General features: G+C 59.4%; 18 protein-coding genes. 3 read left to right on the top strand and 15 right to left on the bottom strand.

Annotation, left to right across the window (positions count from 1 at the left end; translation table 11 throughout):
- Positions 1–5: 5 nt before the first annotated feature.
- From JF535_RS01805 to mnmG, 14 genes are all read right to left on the bottom strand, one after another.
- On the bottom strand, positions 6–1,040 hold the full coding sequence (locus tag JF535_RS01805) for a patatin-like phospholipase family protein (protein ID WP_206998351.1): 1,035 nt from the start codon (positions 1,038–1,040) through the stop codon (positions 6–8).
- A 131-nt stretch (positions 1,041–1,171) separates the two neighbouring features.
- Positions 1,172–1,591 (bottom strand): F0F1 ATP synthase subunit epsilon, encoded by a 420-nt coding sequence (locus JF535_RS01800; RefSeq protein WP_066959807.1) that lies wholly within the window; start codon positions 1,589–1,591, stop codon positions 1,172–1,174.
- Between the two features lie 67 nt (positions 1,592–1,658).
- Positions 1,659–3,056, bottom strand: coding sequence for a F0F1 ATP synthase subunit beta (atpD, locus tag JF535_RS01795; RefSeq protein WP_206998349.1), 1,398 nt, complete (start codon positions 3,054–3,056; stop codon positions 1,659–1,661).
- Between the two features lie 38 nt (positions 3,057–3,094).
- Positions 3,095–3,955 (bottom strand): F0F1 ATP synthase subunit gamma, encoded by an 861-nt coding sequence (gene atpG / locus JF535_RS01790; RefSeq protein ID WP_206998347.1) that lies wholly within the window; start codon positions 3,953–3,955, stop codon positions 3,095–3,097.
- A gap of 71 nt (positions 3,956–4,026) precedes the next feature.
- Positions 4,027–5,571: a F0F1 ATP synthase subunit alpha gene (atpA, locus tag JF535_RS01785; RefSeq protein WP_066959798.1), complete on the bottom strand. Its 1,545-nt coding sequence runs from the start codon at positions 5,569–5,571 to the stop codon at positions 4,027–4,029.
- Positions 5,572–5,619: 48 nt separating this feature from the next.
- Positions 5,620–6,153, bottom strand: a complete 534-nt coding sequence (locus JF535_RS01780) for a F0F1 ATP synthase subunit delta (protein WP_206998345.1) — start codon at positions 6,151–6,153, stop codon at positions 5,620–5,622.
- An 11-nt stretch (positions 6,154–6,164) separates the two neighbouring features.
- The gene (locus JF535_RS01775) at positions 6,165–6,635 is read right to left on the bottom strand and encodes a F0F1 ATP synthase subunit B (RefSeq protein ID WP_066959792.1); all 471 of its coding nucleotides are present in this window, start codon (positions 6,633–6,635) and stop codon (positions 6,165–6,167) included.
- Between the two features lie 54 nt (positions 6,636–6,689).
- Positions 6,690–6,938: a F0F1 ATP synthase subunit C gene (atpE, locus tag JF535_RS01770; RefSeq protein ID WP_010131056.1), complete on the bottom strand. Its 249-nt coding sequence runs from the start codon at positions 6,936–6,938 to the stop codon at positions 6,690–6,692.
- A gap of 100 nt (positions 6,939–7,038) precedes the next feature.
- Positions 7,039–7,980 carry a F0F1 ATP synthase subunit A gene (gene atpB, locus JF535_RS01765; RefSeq protein ID WP_206998343.1) on the bottom strand — a complete coding sequence of 314 codons (942 nt, stop codon included), beginning with the start codon at positions 7,978–7,980 and terminating at the stop codon, positions 7,039–7,041.
- Positions 7,981–8,101: 121 nt separating this feature from the next.
- Positions 8,102–8,491 carry an ATP synthase subunit I gene (locus JF535_RS01760; RefSeq protein ID WP_242523552.1) on the bottom strand — a complete coding sequence of 130 codons (390 nt, stop codon included), beginning with the start codon at positions 8,489–8,491 and terminating at the stop codon, positions 8,102–8,104.
- 268 nt (positions 8,492–8,759) lie between these two features.
- Positions 8,760–9,668, bottom strand: a complete 909-nt coding sequence (locus tag JF535_RS01755) for a ParB/RepB/Spo0J family partition protein (protein ID WP_206998339.1) — start codon at positions 9,666–9,668, stop codon at positions 8,760–8,762.
- 18 nt (positions 9,669–9,686) lie between these two features.
- The gene (locus JF535_RS01750; protein ID WP_206998337.1) at positions 9,687–10,508 is read right to left on the bottom strand and encodes a ParA family protein; all 822 of its coding nucleotides are present in this window, start codon (positions 10,506–10,508) and stop codon (positions 9,687–9,689) included.
- Between the two features lie 196 nt (positions 10,509–10,704).
- Positions 10,705–11,349 (bottom strand): 16S rRNA (guanine(527)-N(7))-methyltransferase RsmG, encoded by a 645-nt coding sequence (rsmG, locus tag JF535_RS01745; RefSeq protein ID WP_207000119.1) that lies wholly within the window; start codon positions 11,347–11,349, stop codon positions 10,705–10,707.
- A 5-nt stretch (positions 11,350–11,354) separates the two neighbouring features.
- Positions 11,355–13,244: a tRNA uridine-5-carboxymethylaminomethyl(34) synthesis enzyme MnmG gene (mnmG, locus tag JF535_RS01740; RefSeq protein ID WP_206998335.1), complete on the bottom strand. Its 1,890-nt coding sequence runs from the start codon at positions 13,242–13,244 to the stop codon at positions 11,355–11,357.
- A gap of 692 nt (positions 13,245–13,936) precedes the next feature.
- Between mnmG and JF535_RS01735 the strand changes: the two genes are divergently transcribed.
- The 3 genes from JF535_RS01735 to JF535_RS01725 all read left to right on the top strand — a co-directional run bounded on the left by JF535_RS01735 (position 13,937) and on the right by JF535_RS01725 (position 17,460).
- Positions 13,937–15,421 carry a DUF4397 domain-containing protein gene (locus JF535_RS01735; RefSeq protein WP_206998333.1) on the top strand — a complete coding sequence of 495 codons (1,485 nt, stop codon included), beginning with the start codon at positions 13,937–13,939 and terminating at the stop codon, positions 15,419–15,421.
- 85 nt (positions 15,422–15,506) lie between these two features.
- Positions 15,507–16,202: a response regulator transcription factor gene (locus tag JF535_RS01730; protein ID WP_066959771.1), complete on the top strand. Its 696-nt coding sequence runs from the start codon at positions 15,507–15,509 to the stop codon at positions 16,200–16,202.
- Complete coding sequence (locus JF535_RS01725; protein ID WP_206998332.1) at positions 16,192–17,460, top strand: sensor histidine kinase; 1,269 nt, start codon at positions 16,192–16,194, stop codon at positions 17,458–17,460. The genes JF535_RS01730 and JF535_RS01725 overlap by 11 nt, the downstream gene beginning before the upstream one ends.
- Before the next feature lie 70 nt (positions 17,461–17,530).
- Here the strand turns inward: JF535_RS01725 and mnmE are convergent, their stop codons facing one another.
- Positions 17,531–18,904, bottom strand: a complete 1,374-nt coding sequence (mnmE, locus tag JF535_RS01720) for a tRNA uridine-5-carboxymethylaminomethyl(34) synthesis GTPase MnmE (protein ID WP_206998330.1) — start codon at positions 18,902–18,904, stop codon at positions 17,531–17,533.
- Positions 18,905–18,977: the final 73 nt, after the last annotated feature.

The following is an 18,977-nucleotide window of genomic DNA, read 5'->3' as shown; positions in this document are numbered from 1 at the left end:
CGCAATTAACCGGCACCCACCATATCTTCGATCCAGGTGCGCAGCCGGCGCGCCTCAACCTCGCCCGCGTCGATGGCCTCGGAGGCGCGGGAGAATTCCATGCCACCGATATCCGCGACCTTGGGCATGATCAATACATCCGGTGGTGAGCCCATCATGCGGGTGCGTTTGTGGCGGCGCTCGAGAATTGCCATAGCCTGATGCATGGTGTCGAACATTCCGGGCGGGGTCACTTTTGGCCGCTTACGCAGTTCGCGGAACTGGGTCAGCTGCTCTTTTCCCTGTTCCAGCAGGCGCGCCAGACCATTTGCCGCACTGCCATTTTCTGCGCGCTGCGCATCGTCGTCATCCGCGGTCTCCGGTAGCGCGATCTCTGCGCGCTCGCGCTGCAGGGTCTGCATATCCTCATCGGTGGGTTGCGCGCTGACCACGCTGGTGACTTCTTCATTGTCGCGGGTGAGCAGGGGAGCGCCATCCTCCATCACGTCGATCGCAATCACTCGTGTGGCACCCATCGCCCGGCACACATCCACCGGCACCGGATTGACGACCGCACCATCGACCAGCCAGCGTCCGGATAGCGCCTTCGGCGACAATAGGCCGGGAATCGAACAGGAAGCGCTCACGGCATCCTGAAGATTGCCCTGTTGCAGCCAAATCTCCTGGCCGCTGTGCAGGTCCGTCGCGACGGCGGTGAAAGGTAACGCGAGGTCTTCAATGTCATTGAACTCGAAGTCTTCAAAAAACGTGCGGAAGGGCTTTTTCCCGCCAATCACGCCGCCACTCAGGGTCCAGTTAATATCCAGCAGGGAAAACACTTTCCAGTTGTCCAGCTGGCGCACCCACGCCTCCAGTTTGTCGAGCTCACCGGCGGCATACGCTGCACCGACAAAGGCACCCATGGAGGTACCGGCGATAACATGGGGCTGGATACCCATTTCATTCAGGACTTTGAGCACGCCGATATGGGCGAACCCCTTGGCGGCACCACTGCCGAGGGCCAGTCCAATACAAGGTCCGTCCGTTTTGACTGTTTCCACCTTTTCGTTTTCCTAAACCGGATTTGCAGCCACCAATGATGGCGCGGCGGCGCTTGAAAGGGAACGACGGGCACAAAAAAAGCAGCCGAAGCTGCTTTCTTTGACCGGCGCTAAGCCAATGGCTCACCGCATTACTTGCCGGCGGCCTTGCGAATGGCCTGCATGGTACGCAGGCGCGCTTCCGCCTCGGCCAGTTGCGCGGAGATGCGGGCGTAGTCGATATCCGCCGGGGCGCTGCGCAGGGCATGTTCCGCCTCTTCGCGCGCCTTTTGGGCGGCATCTTCGTCGATTTCGCGCTCGGCGAGATCGGCGAGGATGGTCACCATATTCGGCTGGATTTCCGCATAGCCACCGCTCAGGAACAGCACCTCTTCATCACCATTGTCTTTGATGATGCGTACCGGGCCAGGCTTGAGGTGAGTGAGCAGCTGCGCGTGACCGTAGGAGATACCGAGCTCCCCTTCGACGCCGCTGACAATCACCATCTTCACCAGACCCGAGAAGAGGGATTCCTCTGCGCTAACAATGTCGCAATGTACTGTCATAGCCATAAGGCTACCTCAATCTCATTTGTTTGCCCTATAGCGCCCGAAAAATTTCAGGCGCTACGCGCGTGCCTTACTTCTTGCTGGCTTTCTCGACGGCTTCGTCGATGGTGCCGACCATGTAGAAGGCCTGCTCCGGCAGGTGGTCGTAGTCGCCGTTCAGGATGCCCTGGAAGCCACGGATGGTTTCTTTCAGGGATACGTATTTGCCCGGTGCACCGGTAAATACTTCCGCTACGTGGAACGGCTGAGACAGGAAGCGCTCGATCTTACGCGCGCGGGCTACGATCTGCTTGTCTTCTTCAGACAGCTCGTCCATACCCAGAATCGCGATGATGTCCTTCAGCTCTTTATAACGCTGCAGAACACTCTGTACGCCACGGGCACAATCGTAGTGCTCCTGACCGATGACCAGTGGATCCAGCTGACGCGAGGTAGAGTCGAGCGGGTCAACAGCCGGGTAGATACCCTTGGCGGCGATGTCACGGCTCAGTACTACGGTGGAGTCCAGGTGCGCGAAGGTGGTTGCCGGAGACGGGTCGGTCAAGTCATCCGCCGGTACGTATACCGCCTGGATCGAGGTGATGGAGCCGGTCTTGGTGGAGGTAATACGCTCCTGCAGCACGCCCATCTCTTCCGCCAGAGTCGGCTGGTAACCTACCGCAGACGGCATACGGCCGAGCAGTGCGGATACTTCGGTACCGGCCAGGGTGTAACGGTAGATGTTGTCGACGAACAGCAGTACGTCACGACCTTCGTCACGGAACTTCTCGGCCATGGTCAGGCCGGTCAGGGCTACACGCAGACGGTTGCCGGGCGGCTCATTCATCTGGCCGTAAACCATCGCTACCTTGGACTTGGCAAACTCTTCGACGTTTACAACGCCAGCTTCCTGCATCTCGTGGTAGAAGTCGTTACCTTCACGAGTACGCTCACCCACACCCGCGAACACGGACAGACCGCTGTGCTCGGTGGCGATGTTGTTGATGAGCTCCATCATGTTTACGGTTTTACCTACACCGGCACCACCGAACAGGCCAACCTTACCGCCCTTGGCGAACGGACATACCAGGTCGATTACCTTGATGCCGGTCTCCAGCAGTTCCGTGGAGCTGGACTGCTCTTCGTAGGTCGGTGCAGCGCGGTGGATAGAGGAGCGCTCTTTCTCACCGATGGGGCCACACTCGTCGATTGGGTTACCCAGTACATCCATGATGCGGCCGAGGGTCTCGGTACCTACCGGTACGGAAACCGGCGCACCGGTGTTCTTGACTGGCAGACCGCGGGAGATACCCTCGGAAGAACCCATGGCGATGGCACGTACAATGCCGTCGCCCAGCTGCTGCTGCACTTCCATGGTGAGGTTTTTATCCTCAACCACCAGTGCATCGTATACATTCGGTACGGCGTCGCGCGGGAATTCCACGTCGATGACCGCGCCGATAACTTGCACAATTTGCCCGTTACTCATTTCCCGATCCTCAAAGTTCAAATCTTTCGGCGGCCTGTTTAGACCGCTGCGGCGCCGCCAACAATCTCAGACAGCTCTTGTGTAATCGCTGCCTGGCGCGCCTTGTTGTAAACCAGCTGCAGTGCGTCGATCAGCTCACCGGCGTTGTCGGTGGCGCTCTTCATCGCAATCATACGTGCCGCTTGTTCACAGGCCTTGTTTTCAACTACCGCCTGATACACCTGGGATTCGATGTAGCGGGTCAGCAGACCGTCGAGTAGCTCGACCGGCTCTGGCTCGTACAGATAGTCCCACTCGTGCTGCAGCTGCTCGTCTTCGTCTTTTTTCAACGGCAGCAGCTGCGCAACATGCGGCTTCTGGGTCATGGTGTTCACGAATTCGTTGGACACCAGGAAAAGACGGTCGATATCGCCATCGGCGAAACGATCGAGCATTACCTTGACGGAGCCGATCAGCTGCTTGGCCTGAGGCTGGTCGCCCAGGTCGCGCACTGCTGCAACCACGTTGCCGCCGATATTGTTGAAAAAGCTGGCCGCCTTGTTGCCGACTGCACAGATATCCACGCCTACACCCTGTTTGTCCCAGGTCTGCATTTCGCGGATCGCTGCCTTGAACACGTTGATGTTCAAGCCACCGCAAAGACCGCGATCGGTCGATACGAGGATGTAGCCCACACGCTTGACTTCACGCTCCTGCATGTAGGTGTGCTGGTATTCCGCGTTGGCGTTGGCCACGTGACCAATCACCGCGCGAATGCGGCTTGCGTAAGGGCGCCCCAGTGCCATGCGATCCTGAGCCTTGCGCATCTTGCTCGCCGCAACCATTTCCATGGCCGAGGTGATTTTCTGCGTGCTCTTGATGCTGGCAATTTTTGTGCGTACTTCTTTTCCGCCTGCCATAGTCAGTTACCTTTTTGCCGGAAGTTAACCTGCAGGAGCGAGTGCTTGCACAGGCTCCTGCACATGGGTACTTACCAGCTACCGGTAGCGACGAACTTCTCGATCGCAGCCTTGAAGGCGCTGTCGATTTCGTCGTTGTAGTTACCGGTGCTGTTTACTTGCTCCATCAGCTCTGCGTGTTCGCTGTTCATGAAAGCGAGCAGGGCGGATTCGAAGTCCAGCACTTTGTTAACTTCTACGTCGTTCAGGTAACCCTTGTCCGCGGCGTAAACGGAGACAGCCATGTCCGCGATCGACAGCGGAGAGTACTGCTTCTGCTTCATCAGCTCGGTTACGCGCTCACCGTGGTCCAGCTGGGCTTTGGTGGCTTCGTCCAGGTCGGAAGCGAACTGGGAGAAAGCCGCGAGCTCGCGGTACTGGGCCAGAGCGGTACGGATACCACCGGACAGCTTCTTGATGATCTTGGTCTGGGCGGAACCACCAACACGGGATACGGAGATACCCGGGTTGATCGCCGGACGTACACCAGCGTTGAACAGGTCGGTTTCCAGGAAGATCTGACCATCGGTAATGGAAATTACGTTGGTCGGTACGAACGCGGAAACGTCACCGGCCTGGGTCTCGATGATCGGCAGTGCGGTCAGGGAGCCAGTTTTGCCTTTCACTTCACCGTTGGTGAACTTTTCTACGTACTCGGCGTTTACACGCGCGGCGCGCTCCAGCAGGCGGGAGTGCAAGTAGAAAACGTCACCCGGGTAAGCTTCACGGCCCGGGGGACGCTTCAGCAGCAGGGAGATCTGACGGTAGGCCCAGGCCTGCTTGGTCAGGTCATCGTAAATGATCAGGGCGTCTTCACCGCGGTCGCGGAAGTACTCACCCATGGTGCAGCCAACATACGGTGCCAGGAACTGCATCGCAGCCGGGTCGGCAGCGCCGGCGGCAACCACGATGGTGTGGTCCATGGCGCCGTGCTCTTCCAGCTTGCGTACCACGTTGGCAATAGAAGACTGCTTCTGGCCTACGGCTACGTAGACACACTTAATGCCGGTGCCTTTCTGGTTGATGATGGCATCGATCGCTACCGCCGTCTTACCAATCTGACGGTCGCCAATGATCAGCTCACGCTGGCCACGGCCGATCGGGATCATGGTGTCGACCGCTTTCAGACCGGTCTGTACCGGCTGATCAACGGACTGACGGGCGATTACGCCGGGGGCTACTTTCTCAACCGCATCGGTCAGCTTGTTGTTCAGCGGACCTTTACCGTCGATCGGGTTACCCAGTGCGTCGACCACGCGGCCCAGCAGTTCCGGACCAACCGGCGCTTCCAGGATGCGGCCGGTACAACGGCACTTCTGGCCTTCGGCCAGGGATTTGTAGTCACCGAGTACGATGGCACCAACGGAGTCGCGCTCCAGGTTCAGTGCCATACCGGTAACACCGCCTTCAAACTCGATCATCTCACCGTACATTACGTCGGCCAGGCCGTGGATGCGGATGATACCGTCGGAAACGGAAACAATGGTGCCCTCGTTCTGGGCCTCGGTGCTCACATCGAGATTGTCGATGCGGCTCTTGATAATTTCACTGATCTCAGAGGGATTCAGTTGCTGCATGCTCTGTTCCTCGATTTCCCGGCAGGCTCTGCCCACCGGGAAGATAATTTAGGAGTTCATCGCCTCGGCGAGTTTGGCCAGTCGACCGCGCACGGTGCCATCGATCACCGTATCACCAGCGCGAATGATCGCGCCGCCCAGCAAATTTTCGTCGACCGCACTGTGCAGGTGCACTTCACGGGCGAACTTCTTGCTGAGAGCCTGGGTGAGGCGCTGGGACTGTTCGTCGCTGAGCGGGCGGGCAGAAATGACTTCCACTTCGAGAGTGGCTTCAGCCTGGGCCTTCAGGTCTTCGAACAGTTCGGAAATTTCCGGCAGCAGCGGCAGGCGGTGGTTTTCCGCCAGCAGCTTGATGAAGTTCTGTTGTGACGGGTTGAAATCGCCACACACAGACAGGAATTTTTCCGCGCGCACTTCACTGGTCAGCTGCGGGTTATCCAACAGCTCGCCAACTTTTTCGTTCTGGCTGACCACCGCTGCGGTTGCCAACGCCTGGCTCCAACCATTCAGGTCGGAAGCTTGCTGGGCGTGGGCAAAGGCCGCTTTTGCGTAGGGCCGGGCCAGAGTGCTGAGTTCCGCCATGGGTTCCTCGCTTACAGCTCGGCTGCCAGTTTCTCGATCATGTCATCGTGTGCCTTGGCATCGATGTTGACCGAGAGAATTTTCTCGGCGCCGGCAACAGACAGGGCAGCGATACGCGAGCGAAGCTGTTCTTTCGCACGGTTTACTTCCTGTTCGATTTCCGCCTGGGCGGCAGCTTTCAGGCGGTCGCCTTCACTGCGCGCGGCTTCTTTGGCTTCGTCAACGATCTGATTGGCGCGCTTATTGGCACCGTCGATGATTTCCGCAGCCTGAGCCTTGGCTTCTTTCAGTTGCTCGGCAGCTTTGCGCTGCGCCAGTTCGAGATCTTTTCCCGCGCGCTCGGCTTCTTGCAGACCGGTAGCAATTTTTTGCTCACGCTCTTGCATAACACCCAGCAGGGCCGGCCAGACATACTTCCAGCAGAACCATACAAAGGCGAGAAAGGTGATCGACTGGCCGATCAGAGTCAGGTTGATATTCACACCGACACCTCTTGCTCTTTCAAAAATGGGTTAAAGGGCAATTGGAACGGGGAATTATCCAGCCAGACCAGGAGCTACCGCGAAAATCAGGTACATAGCGATACCAACACCGATCATCGGTACGGCGTCAAGCAGACCAGCCATCAGGAACATCTTGCCCTGCAGAGCGGGAGCCTGTTCCGGCTGACGCGCAGAACCTTCCAGCAGTTTGCCACCCAGGGTGCCGAAACCGATAGCAGTACCCAGTGCGCCCAGACCGATCAGCAGTGCAGCAGCTACGTATACCAGACCTAATGCTTCCATTGTTTTCTCCAAAAGTAAGTTGAGAGTTGTTGAAGTTGAAAGTGAATGAAAAACGTTAAATAACGAACGAAATTCTGTTTACCCGGTGACGGGCACGACCTTACTGGTCGTGCGCGTGCTCATCTTCCCGGTCGTGCGCCATGGCCATGTACACCGTGGTCAATACCATGAATACGAAAGCCTGCAGGGTGATAACCAGGATGTGGAAAATGGCCCAGCCCATCTGCAACAGACCAGCGCCGATAAAGCCCAGTACACCGACGCCGAATACGATGGCGATCAGGATGAAGATCATTTCACCGGCGTAGAGGTTACCGAACAGTCGCAGGCCGAGAGAAACGGGCTTGGCGATCAGGGAAACCGCTTCCAGCAGGAAGTTGAACGGGATCAGGAAGATATCGATGTACCACTTGCCGGAGTGGAAGGGGTGCAGCGTCAGCTCTTTCACGAAGCCCATCAGGCCCTTCTCACGCACGCTGAAGAAAATCATCAGCGCGAACACCGCCAGCGCCATGCCCAGAGTGGCGTTCAGGTCGGTGGTGGGTACAACCTTGAAGTACACGTGGTGCGGGTCGGCGCCGGTGAGGGCGGACACGCCCTGCGCGTACGCCATCGGCAACCAGTCGACGGGCACCAGGTCCATCAGGTTCATCAGGAAGACCCACACAAATATGGTCAGCGCCATGGGGGCGACCATGCTGTTGCGGTGGGGGAAGGTATCTTTCACGGTCTTGTCGATGAAGTCGACAATCACTTCCACAAAGCTCTGGAAGCCAGTGGGCACACCCGCGGTGGCTTTCTTCGCGGCGCGCGCGAACAGGAAGCAGAACAGCATACCGAGGCCAATGGACCAACCGAGGGTGTCCAGGTGCACCGCCCAGAAGCCCATATCGGCGGCTTCCTGGCTGCTGTGCGCAATGGTCCAGGTGGATTCGGAGAGTACGGTTCCGTCGGCACGGGTGTAACCCGCGGGCAGTTTACCGTACGCCAGATTTTGCAGGTGGTGCTGGATATACCCCGTCGCGGTTTGTTCGGCAGCCATAATTCCTCAACACGTTCTAAGATAAAAAATCTGCTTCGTGGAATCCCTCACTGCGCAGCCGTCTCTGTTTCGGCGTTACCCTGTCGGCGCAGTCACGGTCGAGGGATCCCGGCCCCTGCAACTATTTGGGCTGCAGACGGGCCACGAGAATCCATTGCAAAATCACGCACAAGCCGTAGCTGATAAACAGCACCGCGGGGTTCAGCGTTTTAACGCTGGCGAACACCGTCGCGAATCCCACCAGGGTCATCACGAACTTGCCGGTTTCGGCGCGGTAGAAACTCCCTACCGCTCGCTGGCTTGCGCGCGCGCCGCGAACCTTGTCGCGGTTGGGGCCCAGTAACTCAAAGGCGCGCAGGCCGAAATACAGATGGGGCAGCACACACAGGATGCCACCGAGCAGGGCGGAAAGGGCGATTACCCGTCCCAGGGTCAGTTCGAGCGCCAGCACAGCGAGCAACACAACTGCCAGCTGGATCAGCGAAATCTTGACTACCGGGGGACTACGCATAGGCGGGAACATGCCGGCCAAAAAAATACTTTTCCGCCCAAAATTTGGGCGTGCGAATTATGTATGAAGCAGGCTGCCGGTTCAACTGGCAAATCTTGCCTGTTGGCGTGGTGTTCGCGTTCTTTTACAACACGATAGGGCGATAGTGACCACTCACAAGCGCCTGCGAAACCACACCCCGTTAAACAAAAAGTGCGCCAAAACACTGCACTGTTTTGGCGCACTTTTTACGCAAACGTTGCAACCGTAACGGTTTCAGCGGGGTGGCTCAGTCTTCGCTGTACCCCAAATGGGCGAGAATACCGTCAAGCTCGTCCAGGCTGGTGTACTTGAGCACCAGTTTTCCGGCCCCCTTGTCACCGTGATCGATGGTCACCGGCACACCGATTTTTTCCGCCAGACGCTCACTCAGCCGTCGAATGTTCGGGTCGATTTCCGGTTTCTTGGATTTTGGCTTGCCCGCCTGCTCCTGAATCGAGCGCACCAGGGCTTCCGCCTGGCGCACGGTCAGACCGCGATCGACGACCTGGCGGGCGGCTTCGCGCTGGCTGTCGCCGGACAACCCCAGCAGGGCCTTGGCGTGCCCGGTTTCAATGTCACCGCGCTCGAGGAAAGTACGCACTTCGTCGGTGAGGCTCAGCAAGCGCAACAGGTTGGTCACGGCAGTGCGGGATTTGCCCACGGCTTCTGCCACCTGTTGCTGAGTCAGTTCAAACTCGTCCTGCAGGCGCTTGAGGGCATTGGCCTCTTCCACCGGATTGAGGTCTTCCCGCTGGATGTTCTCGATCAGCGCCATGGCGATGGCGGCTTCGTCCGGCACCTCGCGGATCAGCGCCGGAACCTTGTCGAGCTCTGCCAGCTGCGCGGCGCGCCAGCGTCGTTCACCGGCAATAATCTCGTATTTGCGCTCCCCCACCGGACGCACCACGATCGGCTGCATGATGCCCTGGGCGCGGATGGAGTCGGCCAGCTCCTGCAGGGATTCCTGCGGGAAGTCCCGGCGCGGCTGGTAGCGGCCGCGCTGCAGGAATTCAATAGGGAGGTCTCTCAGTTCGCCGTCGACACGCGCAGCGATATCGCCGTTGCGCTCACCGGAAGCCACCGCAATGGCTTCGCTGGCATTGTTGCTGATCAGGTGGGAAAGCCCTTTCCCGAGGCCTTTGCGTTTCCCGGCCATACGTGTACTACCTCAGTATTAAACCGCTTCCGCGACGGCGCGGGGGCCACTGTTTGAATTGTTGCTGTTCTGGTGGGCGGCGGCATGACGACGGGTGATTTCCCCGGCCAGCGCGAGGTAGGCAATGGCACCCTTGGAGCTGCGGTCATACTCCAGCGCAGGCTTGCCGAAGCTGGGCGCCTCTGCCAGACGGACGTTGCGCGGGATGCAGGTACGGTAGACGCGATCGCCAAAGTACTCATTGAGCTGGTCCGACACGTCACTGGTCAGGCTGTTGCGCGGGTCGTACATGGTGCGCAGGATGCCCTCGATCTTGAGATTCGGGTTGGCCGCTTGCTGCACCTGGTTGATGGTGTCGATGAGGGATGAAAGCCCCTCGAGGGCGTAGTACTCACACTGCATCGGGATCAGTACACCGCCGGCCGCACACAGGGCATTCACCGTGAGCATGTTCAGGGAGGGCGGGCAGTCGATGATGATGTAATCGTAATCGTCACTGATCTGCTCCAGCGCCTGGCGCAAACGGGACTCGCGGCCGTCCATTTCAAGCAGCTCGACTTCGGCGGCAGACAGGTCAATATTCGCCGGCATCAGGTCGTAGCCACTGGTGGTGGGCACGATGGCCTTGCGCGGCGGCAGCAGGCTGGCGAGCACGTCGTAGCTGGAGAGCTGCAGTTCGCTCTTGTCGACGCCGCTGCCCATGGTGGCGTTACCCTGGGGATCCAGGTCGATCAGCAGCACCCGTCGCTTGTTGGCAACGAGAGACGCGGACAGGTTGACGCAGGTCGTGGTCTTGCCGACCCCACCCTTCTGGTTGGCTACCGCAAAAATTTTGCTCAAGGTTCTGGTCCTGTTATTCCCGGCGGCACGTTTTCCTGCGGCCTGCCGGGCTCGCCGCTAGGCCGGATTCACCGGAAGGCGCGGCAGCAAAAGCGCACTCGCGAACATCGGCCCGGTGCGCTGGTGTCAATTTTCAATTCAGTGATGGTCGCGCCAGATGGTGCGCGCGCGACAGGTCAGCCTGCCGGTAGGCGGCTTAACCCTCGCGAACGAGGACGATCAGATGGCGCTCGGCATCACAGCCCGGCACTTGCAGGGTGTGTAGCTGTTCGACCTTAATGCCTTTTGGCAATGCACTCAACTCATCTTCCGGAATCTTGCCCTTCATCGCGTAAAATCGGCCACCCGGTGATAGTAAATGCTCACTTCCGGAAACCATATCCTGCAGCGACGCAAACGCTCTGGAGACCACGCCGGCGTAGAGACGCTCCGGTCGATAAGCCTCGACTCTCTGGTTCACCACGTTGATATTGCCGAGCTTGAGCTGGCTGGCCACCTGGAACTGGAAGCGGGACTTCTTGCCGTTACTGTCGAGCAGGCTGACCGGGCGCTCGGGGTGGACGATGGCGAGGGGAATCCCCGGCAAGCCACCACCGGAGCCCACATCGATCAGCGCCGACGGGTCCTGCGGGCTGGTACCGCACAGGTTCACCACGCTCAGGCTGTCGATGATATGCCGCTCGAGCATCTCCGACGGGTCACGTACCGCCGAGAGGTTGTAGGCCGCATTCCAGCGCGCGAACAGGTCCAGGTACGCCAGCAGCTTGTCCTGCTGCGCTTCGGTAAGCGCCAATCCCATCTGCGCGGCTGCCTGCTGCAGGCGCGGGCGATACTGTTCCATCACCGTCACACCACTTTCTTGCGGCTTAGCAGGCCGCGCTTTTTCAGCTGGATCAGCAACAGGGATACCGCGGCGGGGGTCACCCCGGGCACACGGCCGGCGCGGGCGAGGGTATCTGGCCGCGCATCGCTCAGTTTCTGGATGACTTCATTGGACAGGCCGGAGACCGCGGAGTAGTCGAAATCCACCGGCAACGGTGTGTCCTCATAAGCTTGCAGCCGCTGGATATCGTCGCGCTGGCGGTCGATATAACCGGCGTATTTCGCCGAAATTTCCACCTGTTCCGCCACCCGCTCATCGGCAACCGCTTCGCCGACCAGGCCGGCGACATCGGTGTATTCAAGTTCCGGACGCTTGAGCAGGTCCAGCAGGCTGTACTCCCGGGCGAGGGGTTGCGGCAACTTATGCGCGACCTGTTGCGCCGCGTCGCTGCCCGGCTGCACCCAGGTTTCTTTCAGGCGCTGCTGTTCGCGCTCGATGGATTCGCGCTTTTCACAGAAGGCCTGCCAGCGGACGTCGTCCACCAGCCCCAACTCCCGGCCTTTCTCGGTCAGGCGCAGGTCCGCGTTGTCTTCGCGCAGTAGCAGGCGGTACTCGGCGCGGCTGGTGAACATGCGGTAGGGCTCTTTGGTGCCGCTGGTAATCAGGTCGTCCACCAGCACGCCCAGGTACGCCTCGTCGCGACGGGGCGCCCAAGCGTCTTTGTCCTGCGCCTGCAGCGCAGCGTTGGCACCGGCCAGCAATCCCTGCGCGGCGGCCTCTTCGTAGCCCGTGGTGCCGTTGATCTGGCCGGCAAAGAACAGGCCGGCTATGAATTTCGTTTCCAGCGACGGCAGCAGGTCGCGGGGGTCGAAGAAGTCATATTCGATGGCGTAACCCGGACGGGTGATATGCGCGTTCTCAAAGCCCTTGATCGAGCGCACCAGATTCATCTGCACGTCAAACGGCAGGCTGGTGGAAATGCCGTTGGGGTACAGCTCGTTGGTGGTCAACCCTTCGGGTTCCACAAAGATCTGATGGCTGTTCTTGTCCGCGAAGCGGTGCACCTTGTCCTCGATGGACGGGCAGTAACGCGGGCCAATGCCCTCGATCACACCGGAGTACATGGGTGACCGGTCGAGGCCACCGCGAATGATGTCGTGGGTGTCTTCGTTGGTGTGGGTGATCCAGCAGCACACCTGGCGGGGGTGCTGCTCGCGAGACCCCAGGTACGACATCACCGGCAGCGGCTGGTCGCCCCACTGCTCTTCCAGCCCGGAGAAGTCCACCGAGCGCGCATCGATACGCGGCGGGGTGCCGGTTTTCAGGCGCTCCACGCGGAACGGGAGCGCGCGCAGGCGTTCCGCGAGGGCGATCGAGGGCGGGTCCCCGGCGCGGCCGCCGGCGTGATTGTCGAGGCCGATATGGATGCGACCACCAAGGAACGTGCCCGCGGTAATCACCACGGTCTTGCCGCGGAAGCGCAGGCCGGCATTGGTAACGACGCCGGTGACCCGGTCACTTTCGACGATCAGGTCATCAGCGGCCTGCTGGAAAATATCCAGGTTGGGCTGGTTTTCCAGAATGTTGCGGATGGCCGCCTTGTACAGGGCGCGGTCGGCCTGGGCGCGCGTAGCCCGTACGGCCGGGCCTTTGCGCGCGTTGAGTACCCGAAACTGGATACCGCCGAGGTCCGTAGCGGTGGCCATGGCGCCCCCCAGCGCATCAACTTCCTTGACCAGGTGGCTTTTACCGATGCCACCGATCGCCGGGTTGCAGGACATCTGCCCCAGGGTTTCGATGTTGTGGGTCAACAGCAGGGTGCGACTTCCCATGCGCGCAGCCGCGAGGCACGCTTCGGTACCAGCGTGTCCGCCGCCAATCACGATCACATCGTACTGTGTGGGGTAGTCCATAGGGTCCAGCTCTGGTGCCAGCTCGTCGGTAAACGGGCTTGGCTTGGTTAGTCAGCCAGGTAAACAACGGGCCGTGGGAAAAATTCGGCCGCACATTATAGGGGTCTTGAGCTGTGCAAAAAAGCGGCATTTCGAAATTTCGTTTTCTGCTTTCTTCTCTCTACATAAATAAAGTTATACATACCTTACGTATAAGTACGTGTTTATATTTAATGTTGTTATATAGGGCGGTTGTTTTTATGTATATATTGTAAAAATCCCTATAAAACAAAAACTTAACTTGATTATAAGTACCCCATGAACCCCTGCTTTTGCGGGGGTACAACCCCGGTAGAGCGCTGTGGACAGGCGGGATAACTTTTGCTGTTTTTGACCCACTCCCTACTTGTACCCGGTTTTGTACCGGCTTTTGGACGGGCTTTCCCCGTGGGTTGTCCACACAAGGGGTTACCCGCAACTTGAATGGTGCCTGTTGTGCATAAGTCTGTGTGTTGACGGGATAATTTGTTGTGTGGGGATCTTGGATGAGTGGTCTATCTGGATAACCTTGTGGATTGCTGTGGGCAACTCCTGTGTTTTGGCTGGGGAGTGCTTGTCGGGGTACGCACTTTCACACCATCTTCACACACTTTTGACGCGCTCCTGATTTCCCTGTCGGCAGTATGACCTCACCGACACAACAGGAGAGCCTCATGAAAACTTCAAATTCACGGATCGTTTCGAAGCTGGCAGTGGCACTTCCACTGGCGGCGTTCATCGCTGGTTGCTCGGACGACGGCAATGACAACGTACTGCAGTTCCCGCCGGCAGTAGAGGAGCCTGCAGCCAGTGGCTTTATTCAGGTCGTGCACGCTTCACCGGATGCACCTGCGGTGAACGTATTGCTCAACGGCAGCGTAGCAATCGAAGGGCTGGACTACGCCGAAACCAGCGGTTTCGCCGAGCTGGATGCGGGCAGTTACGACATCTCTGTTGAGGGGATCACCCCGGACGGCAACGTGGGCGTGATTGATGTGGCGGGCTTCAGTCTCGAGGAGAACGCCCGTCCGACCGTGATTGCGGTGGGTAATGTGGCGGAAATTGCGCCGCTGGTAGTCTCGGAGTCAGCGACAGACCCTGCGGATGACCAGGTCGCGCTCACGGTGACCCATGCAGCGCCCGATGCGCCGCGGGTAGATGTGTACCTGAGTGCCCCGGAGGATGATTTTGCCGGTCTGTCTGCGGCATTTGCCTTTGAGTTTGGTGAGTCCATTGATGCCGGAGTGGTGACCGCAGAGCCGGTACGCATTCGGGTGGGCGTGGAAGATGACGTAGTGTTTGACTCCGGTACCGTGGATCTCACCGGGTTTGCTGGCCAGAAGCTGCTGGTGACTGCGATCGCCGCGGAGAACAGTACTGAGGCTGCAGCGTCTCCGGTCAAACTGCTGGTGACCACCGAACAGGGTGAGTCTGTCGAGCTGATCGACGTGGATACGAATGCGGGCGTGCGCGTTCTGCACCTGTCCCCCGATGCGAACGCAGCGGTAACCTCTGCCGGTATTGCCAGTGGCAACGTCGAGGTGTTTGCCTCCAGTGAGGTGCTGGGGATGGCTCCGGTTGAACTGATCCCCGGGTTCAATTACCTGGAACAGTTCCCCGGCGACAGCGCCTATGCCGGCGTACCGGCGGCAAGCTTTGTGTTTGATGTTGCTCCCGATACCGATATGGTCGGTGACAGTGTGTTTACCTCCGGTGAGCTCGCGTTGGATGCCGGTGTTGAGTACACCGTGGTGGCTGCTGGCCGTGTACTGGGTTCACCGGCGTTTGGTCTGCTCGCTACCGCCGATGCCAACCGCTCAGTGGCGACCGAAGCCTCGGTCAAGGTGATCCATGGTGCCCCGGCCGCCGGTGCGGTCGATGTGTTTGTGACCCCCGCGGGCGAGTTTACCGCCGCGGATGTTGAAGGCGGTCTTGCGGGAGCGCCCTTGCTGGACGACTTCGCATTTGGTGATATCACCGACTACGTGACCGTGGCGCCCGGTGCCTACGATATTCGTGTGGTCGCCGGAGGGGTGGCTGCGATCAATGTGGAAAACTTCGAGCTCGGCGGTGGAGTGGTTGCCAATGTACTGGCGTACGGCCCCAGTGAGCAGGGTGGCGACGTAGCGGACTTTGGTGTCGTAGTACTCACCAACTGATTTCCGTATTATTTTCGAGCACTACGTGCGGGCCCGCGAAGGGCCCGCTTTTTCGTTTTTGGCAATCTTGCGCGGGGCAATGGTCATGCACACAACTGGCACGGTTTTGCTCATCGAGGACCATCGCGATATTGCGGAAATGATCGCGTCGTACCTTGAGGGGCGGGGTTTTGTGGTGGATTACGCGGCGGACGGCGTCACCGGTCTGCATCTGGCAACCACCAAACCGGTGGACCTGATTGTGCTGGACCTCTCGCTGCCCGGTATCGACGGGCTGGATATTTGCCGGGCGATTCGCGAGCAGGCCAAACTCGACACACCGATCATTATGTTGACCGCCCGCGATACCCTGGATGAGAAAATCGCCGGGCTCAACGCGGGCGCCGATGATTACCTGGTCAAACCGTTCGCCATACGTGAACTGGCGGCACGGGTGAATGCGCAGCTGCGTCGCAACCGCTCGGAAGTGACACGGGAAAAACTGGTGGTGGGGGATCTTGTGCTCGACAAGAGCACCCTGCAGGTGCAGCGGGAGGGGCGGGATATCCGCTTGCCTCCCACCGGGCTGCGCTTGCTCGAAGTGCTGATGCGCAGTTCACCGGCAGTGATGAGCCGCGCGGAGCTGGAACGCAAGGTGTGGGGCGATGTGTTGCCGGACAGCGACACCCTGCGCAGCCATATGTACAGCCTACGCAAGAAAGTCGACAAACCCTTTTCCCGTAGCATGATCCTGAACCACCCCGGCAGTGGTTATCAGCTGGTGGTGTGCGATGAGCAATAATCGCCTGCAGGACAAGATTCTGCGCACCTTTGTGCTGCAGGGGCTGTTAATTGGCGTTGCCGTGATACTCGGCATCCTGCTGACCAACTGGCTGCTGTCGCATTTCCTGGTGCAGGAAGCCCTGGAGCGGGAAACCGCGCATTACTGGCAGCTGGTTGAGGAAGACCCCTCGGTACAGCTCTCCAACTCTCTTAATCTCCGCGGCTACCTGTTTCCTCGCGACCAGGCCAAGTTCCCCTGGCAAATGGAAGCGGGCATTGCGGATGGCTACCACGAAGTAAAGGCGGATGTGTTCAACTCCCTGTATGTGAGTTCCCGTGGCGATCAGCGCATGTTTCTGTTTTTCAACCGGTCCGGGGTAGAGAGCCTGATTTCACTGTACGGGCTGGTTCCGCTGGCGGTGGTGTTGTCACTGCTGTACCTGGTGTTGTGGTTCAGTTACCTGCGCGCGCGGCGCGCCGTCTCCCCGACCATTGAATTGGCGCGCATCATGAAGACGTTGCCGGAGGAAAAGGGCGTGTCGGACCTGGCGGATCTGCTGCCGCCGAGCCTGGATACCGAAGTGGCCATGCTGGTGGATGCGATAGAGCATTACCGCGCTCGGATTGCACGCTTTGTCGATAGGGAGCGCGCCTTCACCCGCGATGCCAGTCATGAATTGCGCACACCGATCACGGTGATAGCCATGTCGGCAGAGCTGCTTGCGGCGAAGGAGGAGCTGTCGGATCAGGACAGCAAACTGGTCGATCGTATCCAGCGGGCCTGTCACGATATGCAGGAGCTGATCGATGCGTTCCTGGCGCTTTCCCGCGAGCAGGATGGCGGCTTGCGTACGGAATCAGTGGATATCTGTGCTTTGGCGGCCCAGGAATTGGAAGGGATCGAGCAGCTGGCCAAACAGAAAGGGATTGCCACCGGGCTGGAGTGCGGCAATTGCCTGGTGCTCAACGCCAACAAGCGTGTGGTTTCTATCCTGGTGGGTAACCTGATTCGCAACGCGGTCAACTATACCGACCGGGGCAGGGTGTCTGTGAAGATCGGCGAGACCCAGATACAGGTGATCGACAGTGGCCGCGGCATTAGTGAGGAAAAACTGGCCAGTATCTACGAGCCCCACGTGCGCGGTGGCGAGCATTCGCGCGCCGGCTACGGCGTGGGCCTGGCGATTGTGAAGCGCCTGTGTGAACAAAATGGCTGGCAGATATCTCTGGCCAGCGAAGAGGGCGCGGGTACAACTGCCACCCTCAATTTTGCCTGAGGCACCTTCTGATAATGCGGGTTCTGCTAAGGGTGGGCTGCCGCCGCTGCGTGCCCGCCGTTTTGGCAGACTACTTGCCGATACAGAAGCTGCCAAAAATTTTGCCCAGCAGTTCATCGGCGGTCATCGCGCCGGTGATCTCCCCCAGCGCCTGCTGCGCCTGACGCAGGTCTTCCGCGAGTAACTCCCCCGCGCCGTTGGCGTTTAGTTGTGCTTGTCCCGCCACGATGAACGCGCGCGCCCGGGCCAGGGCATCCAGGTGGCGTCGACGGGCGCTGAAGGTGCCCTCGTTACCGGCGTGGTAACCCATACACTGCTTCAGGTGCTGTTTCAGATCGTCGATGCCGGCACCGGTTTTCGCGCTGATGGCGACAACCGGTACACCGTCGCTGTGTGCCTGCAATCCGGCGGTGTAGTCGGTGAGGTCGGTCTTGTTCACTACCAGGGTCAGCTTTTCCGGGTCTGGCAGCTGCCGGGTGAATTCTGGCCAGGCGCGGTCCGGATCCAGATCCTGAAGCTCAGCGGCATCCACCACCAGCAGCACCCGGTCGGCGTGGCGGATCTCCTCCCACGCGCGCTGCATGCCGATCTGCTCCACCTGATCCGGGGATTCCCGCAGGCCGGCGGTGTCGGCAACGTGCAATGGCATGCCATCGATATGGATGTGCTCCCGCAGAACGTCCCGGGTGGTACCGGCGATGTCGGTCACAATCGCGGCGTCCTTTCCTGCCAGTGCATTCAGCAGGCTCGACTTGCCCGCGTTCGGTTTGCCAGCGATGGCCACCTGCATTCCTTCACGCAGGATGGTTCCCTGGCGTGCCTGGGCTTCGACGACGTCCAGTTGGGCCAGTAGCGCCTCCACATCCGCCGCCACCTTGCCGTCTGCAAGAAAATCGATTTCTTCTTCCGGAAAATCGATCGATGCTTCGACATAGATGCGCAAATGGGTAAGTTTGGTCGCCAAGTCTTCGATTTTTTCGGAGAAAACCCCCTGCAGTGATCGCAGGGCGTTCTGTGCTGCCTGGGCACTGCCGGCGTCGATCAGGTCGGCAATGGCCTCCGCTTGCGCCAAATCCATTTTGTCATTGAGAAATGCGCGCTCGGAAAACTCCCCCGGCCGCGCCTGCCGTGCTCCCAGATTGAGCAGCGCGGACATCAGGGTGTCGAGGATTACCGGGCCACCGTGACCCTGTAGTTCCACCACATCTTCACCGGTGAAGGAGTTTGGGCCGGGGAAAAACAGCGCCAGACCCTGGTCGAGCAGCTGTTCATCGTGGGTGAAATTGCAGTAGTGGGCAAAGCGCGGTTTGAACGATTTGCCGCTCAGGCGCTCGCCAATGTCGCGCGCCTTGGGGCCGGAAAGGCGGATAACACCGATGCCACCGCGACCCGGTGGGGTGGCGACTGCGGCGATGGTGTCCTGACTGAGACTTTGCTGAGACATGTTCTGAGTGTATCCAGATTTCGCGAAAATGTTTCACATAGAAAAAGGGCCGCTTGTCGCGGCCCTTTTTGGT

The sequence above is a fragment of the Microbulbifer salipaludis genome (genome assembly GCF_017303155.1).
Taxonomy (GTDB): Bacteria; Pseudomonadota; Gammaproteobacteria; order Pseudomonadales; family Cellvibrionaceae; genus Microbulbifer; species Microbulbifer salipaludis.
The sequence above is the reverse complement of the archived record's forward strand: the minus strand, read 5'-3'. Positions and strand labels throughout refer to the sequence as shown.

Coding starts and splice junctions, on each gene's coding strand:
- JF535_RS01800 (WP_066959807.1), bottom strand. CDS start 1,591: ATGGCTATGACAGTACATTGCGACATTGTTAGCGCAGAGGAATCCCTC.
- atpD (WP_206998349.1), bottom strand. CDS start 3,056: ATGAGTAACGGGCAAATTGTGCAAGTTATCGGCGCGGTCATCGACGTG.
- atpG (WP_206998347.1), bottom strand. CDS start 3,955: ATGGCAGGCGGAAAAGAAGTACGCACAAAAATTGCCAGCATCAAGAGC.
- atpA (WP_066959798.1), bottom strand. CDS start 5,571: ATGCAGCAACTGAATCCCTCTGAGATCAGTGAAATTATCAAGAGCCGC.
- JF535_RS01780 (WP_206998345.1), bottom strand. CDS start 6,153: ATGGCGGAACTCAGCACTCTGGCCCGGCCCTACGCAAAAGCGGCCTTT.
- atpE (WP_010131056.1), bottom strand. CDS start 6,938: ATGGAAGCATTAGGTCTGGTATACGTAGCTGCTGCACTGCTGATCGGT.
- atpB (WP_206998343.1), bottom strand. CDS start 7,980: ATGGCTGCCGAACAAACCGCGACGGGGTATATCCAGCACCACCTGCAA.
- JF535_RS01760 (WP_242523552.1), bottom strand. CDS start 8,491: ATGCGTAGTCCCCCGGTAGTCAAGATTTCGCTGATCCAGCTGGCAGTT.
- JF535_RS01755 (WP_206998339.1), bottom strand. CDS start 9,668: ATGGCCGGGAAACGCAAAGGCCTCGGGAAAGGGCTTTCCCACCTGATC.
- rsmG (WP_207000119.1), bottom strand. CDS start 11,349: ATGGAACAGTATCGCCCGCGCCTGCAGCAGGCAGCCGCGCAGATGGGA.
- mnmG (WP_206998335.1), bottom strand. CDS start 13,244: ATGGACTACCCCACACAGTACGATGTGATCGTGATTGGCGGCGGACAC.
- JF535_RS01735 (WP_206998333.1), top strand. CDS start 13,937: ATGAAAACTTCAAATTCACGGATCGTTTCGAAGCTGGCAGTGGCACTT.
- JF535_RS01730 (WP_066959771.1), top strand. CDS start 15,507: ATGCACACAACTGGCACGGTTTTGCTCATCGAGGACCATCGCGATATT.
- JF535_RS01725 (WP_206998332.1), top strand. CDS start 16,192: ATGAGCAATAATCGCCTGCAGGACAAGATTCTGCGCACCTTTGTGCTG.
- mnmE (WP_206998330.1), bottom strand. CDS start 18,904: ATGTCTCAGCAAAGTCTCAGTCAGGACACCATCGCCGCAGTCGCCACC.